General features: G+C 42.1%; 12 protein-coding genes, 1 pseudogene and 1 other annotated feature. Of the genes and pseudogenes, 6 read left to right on the plus strand and 7 right to left on the minus strand.

Features of this window, described 5'->3' with window-relative positions:
• Nucleotides 1-96 precede the first annotated feature (96 nt).
• A pseudogene (locus tag B9Y89_RS19240) lies at nt 97-183 on the minus strand (hypothetical protein); the annotation flags it as partial.
• Nucleotides 184-342: 159 nt separating this feature from the next.
• On the opposite strand from B9Y89_RS19240, the gene cudC reads away from it, so the two are divergent.
• Both cudC and B9Y89_RS00465 read left to right on the plus strand, forming a co-directional pair.
• Nucleotides 343-906 (plus strand): choline uptake/conversion transcriptional regulator CudC, encoded by a 564-nt coding sequence (cudC, locus tag B9Y89_RS00460; protein WP_085520570.1) that lies wholly within the window; start codon nt 343-345, stop codon nt 904-906.
• Between the two features lie 51 nt (nt 907-957).
• On the plus strand, nt 958-1,875 hold the full coding sequence (locus B9Y89_RS00465) for a glycine betaine ABC transporter substrate-binding protein (protein ID WP_085520571.1): 918 nt from the start codon (nt 958-960) through the stop codon (nt 1,873-1,875).
• 82 nt (nt 1,876-1,957) lie between these two features.
• Here B9Y89_RS00465 and abc-f read toward each other — a convergent pair whose 3' ends face one another.
• The 3 genes from abc-f to B9Y89_RS00480 form a co-directional block, all read right to left on the minus strand.
• Nucleotides 1,958-3,790, minus strand: coding sequence for a ribosomal protection-like ABC-F family protein (abc-f, locus tag B9Y89_RS00470; RefSeq protein WP_085520573.1), 1,833 nt, complete (start codon nt 3,788-3,790; stop codon nt 1,958-1,960).
• Nucleotides 3,791-4,141: 351 nt separating this feature from the next.
• Nucleotides 4,142-4,561 carry an organic hydroperoxide resistance protein gene (locus B9Y89_RS00475; RefSeq protein ID WP_085520575.1) on the minus strand — a complete coding sequence of 140 codons (420 nt, stop codon included), beginning with the start codon at nt 4,559-4,561 and terminating at the stop codon, nt 4,142-4,144.
• A gap of 204 nt (nt 4,562-4,765) precedes the next feature.
• Nucleotides 4,766-5,431 carry a type 1 glutamine amidotransferase domain-containing protein gene (locus tag B9Y89_RS00480; protein ID WP_085520576.1) on the minus strand — a complete coding sequence of 222 codons (666 nt, stop codon included), beginning with the start codon at nt 5,429-5,431 and terminating at the stop codon, nt 4,766-4,768.
• Between the two features lie 199 nt (nt 5,432-5,630).
• Here B9Y89_RS00480 and B9Y89_RS00485 point away from each other — a divergent pair, with 199 nt between their 5' ends.
• A complete protein-coding gene (locus B9Y89_RS00485; RefSeq protein ID WP_085520578.1) occupies nt 5,631-5,945 on the plus strand; it encodes a phasin family protein in 315 nt (104 codons plus the stop codon).
• 21 nt (nt 5,946-5,966) lie between these two features.
• Complete coding sequence (locus B9Y89_RS00490; RefSeq protein WP_085520580.1) at nt 5,967-7,637, plus strand: ABC1 kinase family protein; 1,671 nt, start codon at nt 5,967-5,969, stop codon at nt 7,635-7,637.
• An 86-nt stretch (nt 7,638-7,723) separates the two neighbouring features.
• Here B9Y89_RS00490 and proC read toward each other — a convergent pair whose 3' ends face one another.
• The gene (proC, locus tag B9Y89_RS00495; RefSeq protein ID WP_085520581.1) at nt 7,724-8,548 is read right to left on the minus strand and encodes a pyrroline-5-carboxylate reductase; all 825 of its coding nucleotides are present in this window, start codon (nt 8,546-8,548) and stop codon (nt 7,724-7,726) included.
• Nucleotides 8,549-8,605: 57 nt separating this feature from the next.
• Nucleotides 8,606-8,829: a binding site (T-box leader), on the minus strand.
• A 196-nt stretch (nt 8,830-9,025) separates the two neighbouring features.
• Between proC and B9Y89_RS00500 the strand changes: the two genes are divergently transcribed.
• Complete coding sequence (locus tag B9Y89_RS00500) at nt 9,026-9,406, plus strand: DUF4183 domain-containing protein (RefSeq protein ID WP_085520583.1); 381 nt, start codon at nt 9,026-9,028, stop codon at nt 9,404-9,406.
• A gap of 114 nt (nt 9,407-9,520) precedes the next feature.
• Nucleotides 9,521-9,904: a DUF4183 domain-containing protein gene (locus tag B9Y89_RS00505; protein ID WP_085520585.1), complete on the plus strand. Its 384-nt coding sequence runs from the start codon at nt 9,521-9,523 to the stop codon at nt 9,902-9,904.
• Nucleotides 9,905-9,960: 56 nt separating this feature from the next.
• Here the strand turns inward: B9Y89_RS00505 and B9Y89_RS00510 are convergent, their stop codons facing one another.
• Both B9Y89_RS00510 and B9Y89_RS00515 read right to left on the minus strand, forming a co-directional pair.
• Nucleotides 9,961-11,475 (minus strand): ABC transporter permease/substrate-binding protein, encoded by a 1,515-nt coding sequence (locus B9Y89_RS00510; protein WP_085520586.1) that lies wholly within the window; start codon nt 11,473-11,475, stop codon nt 9,961-9,963.
• Nucleotides 11,468-12,451: an ABC transporter ATP-binding protein gene (locus B9Y89_RS00515; RefSeq protein WP_085520587.1), complete on the minus strand. Its 984-nt coding sequence runs from the start codon at nt 12,449-12,451 to the stop codon at nt 11,468-11,470. Before B9Y89_RS00515 ends, B9Y89_RS00510 begins: the two co-directional genes overlap by 8 nt.
• Nucleotides 12,452-12,459: the final 8 nt, after the last annotated feature.

Below are 12,459 nucleotides of genomic sequence, written 5' to 3' on the forward strand. Positions count from 1 at the left end.
CGCGTGTTTTCTAATCTGAGGAGAAGTAAAAACGTCACTTGATCTATTTCAGGTTTAGGAGAGTGTCGGTGTCATATTTAAACAGTTTTCAGTACAAGTTGTTGGGATTGTTTTAAGTGGTAGAATCCGATTTTCCAATGGCCTTTTGCCTTCTGCCGCTTCATAATCTAAAATAGAGTCTTCTAGATTGATGAAATCCGTACAATGCTCAACCTTTGATATGACAAAGCTAAGACACAATTAAAAAATATTGGGTTTTGACATATTTACAGGATCCGTTAATATTGAAGAATGTATCAAACGTATATAATTTTCTTAATGCATAATGAAAGGGGGGCTAATATGAGTGAAGCTTATGTTAACGATGCTGAAGCGGCCATTTCCGAAGCAAAATCATTGGTCATTGACGCCCTTGCCGAAACGATGGATTTATACGGGGTCACACGAAGCGTTGGTACGTTGTACGGAACCATGTATCTTGAAAATGACATGACATTAGATGAGATGCGTGAAGAGCTAGGTATGAGTAAACCAAGCATGAGCACCGGGGTTAAAAGATTACAGGAATTCAACATCGTCAAAAAAACGTTCCAAAAGGGAACGAGAAAAAACACTTATATTGCTGAGAAAGATTTTTTTCGTTTCTTTGAAAACTTTTTCACTAAGAAATGGGAACGCGAGGCGCAACTTAACTTAGAAGCTATTTCACATGCTCAAGCACGGCTACAAAAAGTGATTGATTCAAACGATGCTCCCAATGCATCAAAAGAAAAGGCACAAGACATTTTTCAGCAGTTCGAGGAGTCAAAACCTTATTATTATTGGTTAAAAAAACTTGTAAACTCGATTGAAAGCGGCGATTTATTTAAGTATATTCCCTTTGATGACAATCATCCATACGACTAATGTTCAACAACGTTGAGATATATTCATTTATCCAGGAGGCACTTAAAATTTATGTTGAGGAAGAACAAACTGATTCACCTAGTCTGTATTTTAGGACTTATAATCGCTCTAGCAGCATGTGGTAACAGTAATGGTTCGAACCATTCGGATCAAAAAACGGCGGACAATCTCGGTAATAAAGACATCACCCTCTCTTATGTGGCGTGGGTATCGGCGATTGCCAGTAACCATGTTATGGAAGCTGTCCTTGAAGACGCGGGCTATAATGTGACCTTAAAACAAATTACATCAGGGGCCATGTATTCGAGTGTGGCTGATGGTACCTCAGATGCCACCGTTTGTGCTTGGCTACCATACACAGATAAAAGTTATTGGGAAAAATACAAAGATAATCTTGTTGACCTTGGTCCTCATATTCACAAGGCACCGCTTGGGCTCGTTGTTCCAGAGTATATGGACGTTGACTCTATTGAGGATTTAGCAAAGAATAAAAATGGCATCGGCGAGAAAACGGATTGGACGATTACTGGTATTGATGCTGGTGCCGGGCAAATGCAAGTAACCCGAAAAAAAGTGATGACGGGATACGGTCTGGATAAGTGGCATCTCAAATCCAGTTCTGGCACAGCGATGACCGCAGCATTGCAAAAAGCCATCAAGAATAAAGAACCCATTATCGTGACGCTTTGGTCACCGCATTGGGCCTTCTCAGATTTTGACCTGAAATACTTGAAAGACCCGAAAAACTTTTACGGCGACCCGGATGATATCAAAATATTAACACGCAAAGGGTTAAAAGAAGATTCACCGGCTGCTAACAAGATTTTAGATCAATTCCATTGGAAAAAAGAAAATATGCAGAAAATCATGTCCATGATCCATAATGGCCTGGAACCAAAAGAAGCTGCTCGAAAATGGGTCGACAACCATCAAGACATTGTCTCTGAATGGACGAAAGGTGTTCAATAAACGGACAGGCATTCAAATCAAAACCGGTTCAAGACGCGTTTCCACGCGTTCTGAACCGTTTTTTTTGTTTATGAATCATTTATCAACTATCAAGCATTTTTTCAAGTTCACCAATCCGTTGTCGAATCGATCGAATGTCATTCAGTTGTTCCCTTTGCTCAGCTTCGGACATGCCCGTGGTATCTGCCGTCATTAATTGCGTCAAAGTCATTTCCAGCCTTTGGCGTTCATTTTCCCAATGCTGTTCTCGAGCTCCGCGATCGAGCTGCTTAGCTTGTTGCATAAATTCATCGTAGCCTCCGGGGTAATCATGGACTGTGTGGTTATTTAATTGGATCACCCGGTTGGCTATTTTGCTAAGCAAGTAGCGGTCGTGTGAGACGAGCACGATCCCCCCAGGATAAGACTGCAAGATATCCTCAATGATTTCACGCGTGTCAACGTCTAGGAAATTGGTCGGTTCATCGAGGACAAGTAGATTAGCGTCGCTTAAATACAACTTCAAGAATGCGACCCGGCATTTTTCACCCATGCTTAAGTCACGCATTTTTTTGAATACGTCGTCCTGCTTGAATAGAAAACATCCTAGCAGCGTCCTCGCTTCGGACTGGGTCATATCTGGTAAAGATAGCAAACTGTCGAGAATCGTTTGATGATTGTTTAAGTTACCAAGTTCTTGGGCAAAGTAACCGATCTTCGTTTGCGGATGTGTTGCTACTTTTCCAGCTGTCGGTGCCAGTGCCCCAATTAACAATTTAAGAAGCGTTGTTTTTCCAGAACCATTGGGACCTATCACAGCGATACGATCACCCCGATTGATAGACAAGTTTACTCTCTCAAACATCGGTTGATCGTCATACGAGAATGAAAGCTCTTCCGCTTTCAGTAACTTTCTGGCGTTAAATTCACTGGCATCTAGGTGTATTTTTAACTTTGAATCAGCGCGTGGTTTTTTGACCTGTTCGTTCTCCAATCGCTCCAGTTCTGACTCCTTCGCTTTAAATCGTGTCACGTTCTTTTTCGCTTTTGCCTTAAGAACAGGATTGTTGCCTGCCGCCTGATGCGCTTGCTGAAACCACTTTTGATAACGATTAATCGCATCCATTAATTCTTGGCGTTTTTTCTCCTGTTTCTTATGAAGCGCAACCTGTGTCTGTCGTTCAATCGCTTTTTGTTCTTGATAGGCTGTATAACCACCTGTATAGCGCAGGCTTCCATCCACAGTTAATTCATAGATAGCGTGGGCTGTTCGATCGAGAAAGCGCCGGTCGTGGGATACGAACAATACAGCACCAGAATAATGTTGTAACCATTCTTCCAGCCATGACAATGTTTCACCGTCCAAATGGTTGGTCGGTTCATCCATGATGATGAACTGTGGTTTTTCGATCATGAGACGCGCTAATTGTGCCCGGGTTTTTTGACCGCCACTCAATGCCTGGAATGGCAAAGCCCATGTTGAGGGATTAAGTTTTACGCGTTGTAGAGTGGCCTCCGCCTCAGATTCAAGAGCATAACCATCGAGTTGCAGGAAACGGTCATACACCGTACTATACCGCTCCCATAAGCTATCACTCTGCTCATCTTTTAACTGTGATTGTAATGATTCCAGCTGTTGCTTCAGTTCAAACCTTTCTTTGGCTGCCGACTGGACAAATTCAGTTGTCGTTAAATTTGCACCAGTGGTCGGTGCTTGCTCAAGCCAGCCCCACTCATCTAATGGGACGAACCGCTGCAGTCTTCCTTCATCAAATGAATGTCGTCCGAGCACACCATTCAGCAGCGTTGTTTTGCCGGAGCCATTTTGACCAAACAACGCAATGTGCTCACCTGCTCCAACCTCTATATCGACATTCCGAAATAACGCTTGACCATTGATTTCCATACTCAGTCCATTGGCTTTAAAAACAGACATACAAACCCCTCCGTATCTTTTTTGCATTAAAAAAACACAGGCGTTGGCCTGTGGTCAGATACTGAGGAGATGGACATGAAAAGACGCCTAATTGTGTTACAAAGTGCGCCCAATGATATGGGTGTACACTTAAAAAATCGATAAAATGAGGCTATTCATTTCAGACACACGAATCCCGTTAATTCGGACCATAGGCTTTCGCCGTATGTTATTAAGTAGCTTGAACGAGACTGTGTGTTTACTTCATTGTCTGAAATCGCCTCCATTAGGTAATTAAATTCATTACAACAAATAAAAAGCGCAAAGTCAAGACTATGTCATTTATGTCTTGGCTTTACGCTTGACTTCTACTTAAACAGCTTTTGCGTTCAATGTGACTTCAATGTTGCCACGCGTTGCCTTTGAATAAGGGCACACTTGGTGAGCATTCTCCGCCAACTTTTCAGCTTCTTCTTGACTGACACCACTCATATTTACGTTTAAGGTCACACCAATTTTAAAACCGTTGTCTTCAGGATCCTTTAAGAAACTGACATCAGCCGTGGTCGTCGATTCGATGTCTTTCTTCTTATTCGATGCGACAAGATTGAGCGCCCCATCGTAGCAAGCCGCGTACGTTGCCGCAAACAATTGCTCAGGGTTAGAGCCTTCTTCATTCGGATTCTCAGTCGGCATGGACAGGTTCAAATCAATCAAGCCGTCATCCGATTTTACATGGCCATTACGTCCACCTTTAGCTGTTGCATGGGCTGTGAATAATGCATTACTCATATCAAAACACTCCTTCAATTAGTGTAACGTTATATTGGCTTGTCCATAATCCATGATTCCTTTTTTCGAGAAGTTCCAAACATATCAACCGGTTTGCGGCGTTTTGACTTGGAATTGCGCTCCTTTTACATACAATTGCGCCCTCTTCCAAAAAAGGGTACTCCAAAAGCTTTCTACATGCTTTTGGAGCACCCGACTTTAATTTTAACTTTCCAATGCTTCTACCACTTTTTCTGCTGTACTCCGGCTTGACATTGGATTTTGTCCGGTCGCTAGATGGCCGTCGCGGATAGAAAAGTCGCTCCAGCTGTCGCCTTTAACGATGTCAGCGCCCTTCTCACGGAGCTTAGATTCTAGTAAGAATGGCATATGTTGATCAAGACCCATATCTTTCTCTTCCTCGTCAGTAAAGGCACTCACTTTTTTACCTTCAACAAGCGGTGTACCGTTTTGATACGTCACATTAACAAGGCCGGCAGGACCATGGCACACAGAACCAATGACCCGATCATCCTCGGCGAATTGTTGCAGCACGTATTGCAGGGTTTCACTGTCCGGAAAATCATACATCGTTCCGTGTCCACCTGGTAGAAACACAGCATCGAAACCTTGCGCATCATCTTTACTTAATTGAGCTGTATCTTTCAGTTCATTTTCGGCTGCTTCCCAGGCTTCATTTTTCTCTTCAGGAAGACTGTTTGGATCAAGGGCAACTTCACCCCCATCAATACTCGTGACTTTAACGTCATAACCTTTTTCTTTGAAGACATTATAAGGCACGGCAAATTCCTCTAACCAAAGACCTGTTTTATGATCATCTGTAATTTTGGTATGATTGGTCACAACCATAAGTACTTTTTTATTAGCCATCTTATAACCTCCTATGCAGGATGTTTGCTCATATCTCACTTACACACCAAAAGTAATAGATAACAGCCCTATGTAGCAATTAAGATGCTTGTTAAGATATCCTTAAGTTAATAAAATTATTCTTAATAGCATTGAAGCATAAATTTGTCGGTTTTCGGGTATCTATTACAGAGGACTGTTCTTGAAAGGATGACGAATTATGAACGATTGGATCAAAAAGGGATTTTCCCTTGGATTAGGGGCGGCTTATGCTAGCAAAGAAAAAGCGGAGAAGTATGTCAATGATCTTGTCGCAAAAGGAGATATCGCGCCAAACGAAGCAAAACAAATGATTCACGAACTGAGTGAAAAAGGTCAAGGCAAGCAAGAAGAATGGAGTGAATCATTTCGCGATGAGATTCGTTCATCATTAAAGCAACTTGGATTTGTCACCACAGAAGAAGCTGACAAACTCAGAGAACGGCTGAATCGACTAGAGGCGAAACTTGACGGTCAATCCCATGACGAAGAATAAGATTATTGCAGGTGAATCGTTATGCTCATGAAACGCATGAGACATATCAACCGATATAGGGAAGTGGCAACAGCCCTTGTTAAATATGGTTTTGGGTACATTGTTAAAGAAGTAGGCTTATTCCACCTGTTGTCTTTGCCAAAGAAAATGGCTGCTGACCTAAGAACTGACAACGCCAAATCTATTGGTGTAAGGGTACGCTTATTAATGGAAGAGCTTGGGCCGACTTTTATCAAACTCGGCCAATTATTAAGCTTAAGGGTCGATTTAATCCCTCGGCAACTGACGCAGGAGCTTGAGAAACTTCAAGATGAGATATCACCTGTTGATAGCGAATTCATTAAGCAAACGATTGAAGAAGAATTAGGTGCACCGACGGAAGAACTCTTCCAAACGTTCGAAAACACATCTACCGCAGCCGCTTCCATTGGCCAAGTTCATAAAGCGACTTTACAAACAGGCGAAGACGTCGTCGTTAAAGTTCGCCGTCCGCGGATTGAAGCTCAAGTCGAAAACGACATTGAGATTTTAAGAGATCTAGCCCGGCTTGTTGAGCAACATTTTTCTTGGGCCAGACACTATCAATTGAGAGACATCGTGGATGAGGTGGCGACAGCAATAAAGAATGAAATGGACTATACCCAAGAGGGACGGAATACGGAGAAAGTTGGCCAGCAATTTGCTAACGACCGTAATATCCTAATCCCGTCTGTCTACTGGGAATATTCAACTAAAAAAGTGTTAACCACATCTTTTATTGAGGGTAAAAAATTGAGAGCTTTAGAGGACTTACCTGCGGATTCATTTAACAGAAAAGTCCTCGCTAACCGTATTGTCCATTCGTTTTTAAATCAAGTGTTGCTCAGCGGCTTTTACCACGGTGATCCCCATACCGGAAATATGTTTTTCTTACCGGGAAATAAAGTCGCTTATATAGATTTTGGACAAGTGGGGATTCTGAGTCATAGCATGAAACACAATCTTGCCTCGTTCGTGATTGGCTTAATGAAAAAGGATACGGATATCCTTATGAATGCTGTCCGCGAAATGAGTATCACGCCTGAAGACATTGATGAAAAAAAACTGCGGGCTGATTTAGATGAACTCCGTGATAAGTATTACGACGTGCCACTTAGTGAAATCAATATCCAAAGTGCCGTAACAGACATCTTTAACACGACGCAGAAACATCAGATCATCATTCCTAAAGATTACACGTTACTTGGCAAATCACTCATGACCATTGAATCGATCGTCACAGAATTGGATCCCGAGTTAAGTATGATTCATTTGGCTGAGCCTTATGGTAAGAAATTGCTTTTAGAGCGTTTACATCCTAAAAATGCCGCTGCAAAACTATGGGATGAATTAACAGATTTGACGAAAATGTTATATCAATTACCTTATCAAGTGAGTGATGCCCTAACGAAAATGAACAGAGGCGAAACAAAATTTGAAATGCAGCTGCCGCAAATTGATCAATTGCTGCGGAAACTTGATCGTGTCGGCAACCGCTTGTCTTTCAGCATCACCTTACTTGCCTTCAGCATTATTATGGTTGGCTTAATTGTAGGCGCCACGTTCGGAAATAGTATTTTGGCAAAAATTCCTGCTATCGAAATCGGGTTCATCATCTCCTTTCTTATGTTTCTATGGCTCATCTATTCGATCTTTCGTTCTGGTCGATTTTGACACAAAAAGTAATAAATTTATATAAAAAGCGAGTGATTCAATCTTTAGTTAGAGATATCACTCGCTTCAAACGACTTTTAACTGTTCTATTTCTTTTGAAATGGACTGCCAAGTTCGATGGACCGTGCAGCGGCTTGTTTGATACATGCCATCAAGGCTTCTTGATACTTATATTTTTCAAGCGTTTCGAGTCCAGCTTGTGTTGTGCCACCTGGACTGGTGATTTTCTCTCTTAATACTGAAGGGGTATCTTCTGATGTTTTCAGCATTTCCGCCGCCCCGACCAAAGTTTGAACAATCAGCTCTTTTGCAACGTCCTGCTTCAATCCTGCTTCAGCAGCCGCTTCTTCCATGGCCTCAACAAAATAGTAAATATAAGCCGGACCACTGCCTGATAGTCCCGTCACAGTATGCAAATCATCCTCGTCAACAACCGTTGTGGTGCCGATCGTTTGAAATAATGTTTTAACCAAATCTATGTGATGATCGCTAACCGAACGGCCACCAGCAATGGCCGTCGCGGAAAAGCCAATCGCCGCTGATGTGTTTGGCATCGCTCGAATAACAGGTGATCCAGATGCTAATATGTCTGAAATATAGTCAGTCGAGACGCCCGCTAACACGGATACAACCATTTGCTCCTTGTTCACAAATGGTTTGATTGACTGGATTGCTTCACTGATATCCTTAGGTTTCATCGACAGAATAATAATATCCGCATCGTTCACCGCTGTCTGTTTGTCCTGTGTTACTTGAATATGATAAACATTTTTCATTCGCTCAAGCCGGTCTTGATTATCCCGATTCGTCACCCAAATGTGCTCAGTTGATAAGAATCCTTTTGCCAATACACCTGTAATAATCGATTCTGCCATCGAACCTGCACCGATAAAAGCCACTTTTTGAAACATATGAACAACCTCCTATCGTCATTGTTATACATAAAAAAACCCCACTCAGCCCTTATCACAAAGGACGGAATGGGATCTAAATTCCGCGGTACCACCTTGATTGACATCATACACATTCATGTGATGTCCCCTCTTCATCCGATAACGCACGGTGCGGTCAGGTTTTTGCCTGACGGCTCCCAGGTAGGTTCGACCACCTCATAGTGATGGGATCTCTCAGCCGGTGAATCCCAATCTCTTACACTCGAAAAATGGTGTACTAGCCTGTTCTCTGCCGATATCTGCTTATTTTAGAGTATTATGCAGGGAAATTAGAAAGATGTCAATACGGGAGCTTTCTGGCACCTATAATTGTGGATGACTTAACACATGCCCATACAAAAAACACTTGCATGAATATCATAGTGATATGTCTCTTAGAAGAAATTACATACATTGGCACGCTTTACTCATCTACCGTTTGGGAGGGATCCATGCATGGCAAATAAGATAAAGCAATATACGTCAGTTCACCGTTGTCCTTCACTTCTACCACCTTCAGGATGTCGCAGCATTTATCCACGATATGATACCCAACATCCGAATGTGCTTCCTGTAGAAACCCAGACGTATTATGCCATTTCGGATGGCCAACGCCGAATTTACACTAATGATGATAAATTAACAGAGTATAGTCAATGCGGAATCCTGAATCCACTTGAGGTGTCCTATTTTAATCTATTTATTAACGGTGTGCTCCAACCTGAAATCCTTTATGACATTGAGAAAGGCATTTTACACTTAAAATCTAAGGATCTTCCGATAAAAGGAGCGCCGATCATTTTGCAATTTATTATCATTGAATATCCAGACAATTGATGATTTTTCATGTAATTGTGACTTTTTAACTACAGTTATTGCTTCTGTCCAGACATTATTATTTTGTCTTCATAGGATAATCATAACTTGATGATAAAGCAGAGGTGAAAATCTATGGCGCTTCAATTAATGAAATTGCAAATCGGTGGATCGATCACCACCAATGTTGAACCGACTGCAACCAAATTCTTCAATAACACGACAGCACAAACCGATGCTGGCAGTACCCTAACGATTGATGCTGCTGACTTTTTCCAAGACGATGGTTCGGCTGTCACTGAATTACCTGAGCTAGCTGCTGATAATAGTTACTTTAAGGTATATGTAAACGGCATCCCGCAAATGAATGATTTGTCAACCTATACACCAGGAGCAACCGGCGTCGGATCATTAGCGATCGATGTTCCAGCTGGAGGTGATCCGATTATTGCAGACACCCCCATTGTCGTAGAAGTTGTTAACTTCACGCCATCATCAACAACCGACTTTACGACGTAAGTCACGCCAGGCTATCGAATCATGACGATCGATAGCCTTTTTTATTCGTTCTTAGATCAGTTAAGCAAGCCTTCCTCTGTTAAATAGTCCTTCGCTACGCTTCGAGGTGACTGTCCCTCAACATTGACGTCATAATTCATTGTCTGCATTTCTTCGTTCGTTATTTTACCAGCAAGCTGATTCAATATTGACCTTAATTCTGGATAGTTTTCAAGTGTCTCTTCCCGGAACAATGGCGCCCCTTGATAAGGTGGAAACAGATTTTTATCATCTTTTAACACTTTAAGATGATAACGAACAAGCTCGCTATCTGTTGAATAGGCATCAACAAGGTTAATATTACCGGACTTCACAGCAATATAGCGTAATTTGGGCTCCATCGTTTTTAAATGCGAGAAATGCAGATCATATAATTCTTGGATACCCTGATAACCATCCTGACGATCGGTAAATTCCAAGGTAAAGCCCGCTTTAACCTTATCTTCAACTTGTTTTAAATCGGATATCGTATTGAGACTATATTGTTCCGCTATTTTCTCAGTAACGGCCAGAGCATAGGTATTATTGTATTTCATTGGTTTCAATAAGGCCATGCCAAAGTCCTTATGCAATCCTGTTTTAGCCTGCTGATAAACAGCCTGACGTTTCGTGCTTACCGGCTCTTCTTTTAAAAAAGTCGTGATCACTGTTCCAGTAAATTCCGGATAGATGTCAATATCTCCTGATTTAAGGGCATTAAAAACAAAAGACGTTTTCCCAAGATTAGGTTCTAAAGCGACATCTAAATCTGTATCTTGTTCAATCAGTAGTTTATACATATTAATTAAAATAGCTGGTTCTGAACCGATTTTGCCACCAATAACAATTTCCTTTTTCTGCGTTCCCCATAGAAATGGCACTATGCCAATGATTATCACAGCTAATGCGACGACACCAATCGCTTTTAAAGATCGCTTAGACACTTTTTGAATCAGACGCAAAACAGCATCAAACAAAATCGCGAGCAACGCTGCAGGGATGGCTCCAAGAATAATTAACAAATGATCATTACGATCAATACCTAACAAAATAATGTCACCTAATCCGCCTGCACCGATAAGCGCTGCTAATGTTGTTGTGCCAACAATGAGCACCATGGCTGTACGAATCCCCGCCATAATAACGGGCAATGCCAGCGGCAACTCGACTTTAATTAACCGCTTACGGCTATTCATGCCCATCGCATTGGCCGCTTCAATAAACGACGGATCAACCCCACGAATACCCGTAAACGTATTCCGCAGAATGGGCAATAAAGCATAAATAACAAGCGCTATAATCGCCGGAACCTTGCCAATACCAACCAACGGGATCATTAACCCGAGCAATGCCAATGATGGAATCGTCTGCAGAACTGCTGATGTACCAATCACACTTTCGGCCATTTTATCCTTTTTGCTCAAATAAATACCCAGAGGAACCGCTATAACAACCGCGATCACGAGAGTTATTAACGAGATTTGGATATGTTCAACCAGTGCATGAACAAGCTGATCCTGTCGTTCCCGCATTACTTCAAAAAACTCAACCATGATCGCCCCTCCTATCCTTAGATTGATCAGCTAGGTACTGGACAACCGATTGGTGAGAGATGGTTCCAATAATGTTACCATTCTGTTCAACAGGTATCATCGCTTCTTCCGCTAAGCGGCCTAACGCGTCACTTAATGGGGTATCAAAAGGTAGAGGAGTTACGTTTTGACTGACACCACCATCCAACGGTTCCGGATCCAAAACCTCAGAAAGCAGCACTTGTTCACCGAACAGTCCGATTTGACCCTCCCATGTTCCGCTTTTAATAAAATCTCGAACAAAATCATTGGCTGGATGCTGAATCAACGCCTCCGGTTCGTCAACTTGAACCATTTCACCTTCCTGCATCAACCCAATCCTGTCCCCTAAGGCAAGCGCTTCCTGCATATCATGCGTGACAAATACGATGGTCTTCTTAATCCGCTGCTGCAGGTCAAGAATGTCATGCTGCAATTTATTTCGAGTGATCGGATCAAGGGCACTAAAAGGCTCGTCCATTAAAATAATATCGGGGTCCGCAGCCAACGCCCGAATAACGCCAATACGCTGTTGCTCTCCACCGGATAATTCCCTAGGCTTACGGTCTCGATATATCTCCGGATTCAACCCAACCATATCTAAAAGCTCATCCACACGTTTCCGAGTACGCTTATAAGACCATTTCTTCAGCTCAGGAACAACAGCAATATTCTCTTCGATTGTCATATGCGGAAAAAGTGCGATTTTTTGTAAAACATAACCAATATTCCAACGCAGTTCATGAATATCAAATTGGCTAATATTTTGCTCATTAATCGCAATACTTCCCCCCGATAACTCAATCAAGCGATTCATCATTTTTAATGTTGTCGTTTTCCCACAGCCACTCGGCCCGATGAAAACAAAAAACTCTCCTTGCTGAATGCTTAAATCGAGGCCGCGCACCGCTTTTGTCCCATCTTGATATATCTTTGACACGTTGGTAAATTGAATCATGATTGATC

The organism is Tuberibacillus sp. Marseille-P3662, from assembly GCF_900178005.1.
Classification (GTDB): Bacteria; Bacillota; Bacilli; order Bacillales; family Sporolactobacillaceae; genus Marseille-P3662.

Coding starts and splice junctions, on each gene's coding strand:
- cudC (WP_085520570.1), top strand. CDS start 343: ATGAGTGAAGCTTATGTTAACGATGCTGAAGCGGCCATTTCCGAAGCA.
- B9Y89_RS00465 (WP_085520571.1), top strand. CDS start 958: ATGTTGAGGAAGAACAAACTGATTCACCTAGTCTGTATTTTAGGACTT.
- abc-f (WP_085520573.1), bottom strand. CDS start 3,790: ATGTCTGTTTTTAAAGCCAATGGACTGAGTATGGAAATCAATGGTCAA.
- B9Y89_RS00475 (WP_085520575.1), bottom strand. CDS start 4,561: ATGAGTAATGCATTATTCACAGCCCATGCAACAGCTAAAGGTGGACGT.
- B9Y89_RS00480 (WP_085520576.1), bottom strand. CDS start 5,431: ATGGCTAATAAAAAAGTACTTATGGTTGTGACCAATCATACCAAAATT.
- B9Y89_RS00485 (WP_085520578.1), top strand. CDS start 5,631: ATGAACGATTGGATCAAAAAGGGATTTTCCCTTGGATTAGGGGCGGCT.
- B9Y89_RS00490 (WP_085520580.1), top strand. CDS start 5,967: ATGCTCATGAAACGCATGAGACATATCAACCGATATAGGGAAGTGGCA.
- proC (WP_085520581.1), bottom strand. CDS start 8,548: ATGTTTCAAAAAGTGGCTTTTATCGGTGCAGGTTCGATGGCAGAATCG.
- B9Y89_RS00500 (WP_085520583.1), top strand. CDS start 9,026: ATGGCAAATAAGATAAAGCAATATACGTCAGTTCACCGTTGTCCTTCA.
- B9Y89_RS00505 (WP_085520585.1), top strand. CDS start 9,521: ATGGCGCTTCAATTAATGAAATTGCAAATCGGTGGATCGATCACCACC.
- B9Y89_RS00510 (WP_085520586.1), bottom strand. CDS start 11,475: ATGGTTGAGTTTTTTGAAGTAATGCGGGAACGACAGGATCAGCTTGTT.
- B9Y89_RS00515 (WP_085520587.1), bottom strand. CDS start 12,451: ATGATTCAATTTACCAACGTGTCAAAGATATATCAAGATGGGACAAAA.